The following is a 1,521-nucleotide window of genomic DNA, read 5'->3' on the forward strand; positions in this document are numbered from 1 at the left end:
CTGGGCCTTCTAGTGTACCGTCTTGAACACCTGGTACTTTCACCAGGAACTCGGTGCCATGGGCTGGCACGCTGACATTGAATGAACCATTGGTCAAGCTACTGCTGGTCCAAGTCAAGCCGCCATCAAGACTGTATTCAACTGTTGTTGTATCTGTGCCTAAGGTCGCTGTGCCATTGCTCAAGGTCACCGTCACAGTGGTCGCACTGTTGCTGTCACCTGTTAAGCTCACGGTGTGAATCAGGTCACTGCCTTCGTATTGGCTGACGCTGTTCACCGCAGCCGTCGGTGCTGCTGAAACGTTGATGGTTTCAGTCGCAGTGGCACTGCCGCCTTGACCATCGCTGATGCTGTAGCTGAAGCTTTCTTGACCTGTAAAGCCTGCGTTCGGTGTGAAGGTGATGTTGCCTTGGGCATCAATGTTCACCACACCGTTCGGGGTGTTGATTTGTTGTGCGCTGCCCGGCGTTAAAGGCACGCCATTGATGGCAGTAATGGTCAGTGGGTTGCCATCTGCATCGCTGTCATTTGCCAATGGGTTGAGTGCCACTGGCGTGTTGAATGCGGTGTTGTACGTATCATCGCTTGCGACAGGTGGCGTGTTTGGTCTAGGTGCAAATGGAGACAAAAGTGTCCAACTACCACCACCCAAACCATGCTCAAATGGTTTGATAACTGAAGATAATATTGGGTACTCAATTCCTAAAGGCGGAATATTATCTACCACTCGGTTCAACATTAAAGGTTTGATGCCATCAGCTATAGAAGTTTCACCCACTCTAGCAATCTGGACAAAACGGTGGCCGCCTTGTGTTGCCTCAGGATCACCCTCAAAAGACTCTCCTGCAATTTCAACGTAATCTTTACCTTCCTTCTTGAATACTCGACCATCATCCAAACGAACAACATCATTTTGTTGTTCTGTATCATTCATTTGCTGAAATGATTTTGCAAAATTTACAATTTTATCTAGATCCGAGTTTGGTTCACCTAGCAAAGAATTGAGGCTAAAATTGCCGTCATTATTGATTAAATCTTTACCATGAATTTCAACAACTCGGCCATTTGAAAGCTGCAACACGACACTACTTTCTTCTGAAAGATGCAATACATCTTTCACCTGAAGCTTTGCCCCCTTTTTTAGAATTATTTTTTTATTTGTCTTTGAAAAACGCCAAACATCACCATCAACAGAGATTATTTTTACCGATGTATTCATTTATAACTTTACCTCAATTTGAAAGTTTAGCCATATCAATTATTTATGCTTTACATGACCAAATTTATTTAGCGCAGACAAAAACCATCCTAGATTAGTTAATTAATATACAATATTAATGTTACAGCTCATATACAATTGCGTGCTTTATTTCGCATTTCTTAATTAAAATTACTGGTGGTGTCTCAAAAAGTATGCTGGCGTTAAACAAATCCGTTATTAAGGTAAAAGAAAGTCAAATCAAAGGCTTTAAAATGATTTTCGAGCTTTTTAGAAAAGTTGCAACTTCTCCTAAATCCACG

General features: G+C 42.4%; 1 protein-coding gene and 1 pseudogene. Both read right to left on the reverse strand.

Annotated elements, in window-relative coordinates:
- Nucleotides 1-1,120: Ig-like domain-containing protein (locus FTT86_RS16275; protein WP_180181482.1), on the reverse strand; the 1,120-nt coding region annotated here is incomplete at its 3' end.
- A gap of 302 nt (nucleotides 1,121-1,422) precedes the next feature.
- Nucleotides 1,423-1,521 (reverse strand): annotated as a pseudogene (locus tag FTT86_RS15810) (IS1 family transposase); the annotation flags it as partial.

Source organism: Acinetobacter sp. YH01021 (genome assembly GCF_013420255.1).
Lineage (GTDB): Bacteria > Pseudomonadota > Gammaproteobacteria > Pseudomonadales > Moraxellaceae > Acinetobacter.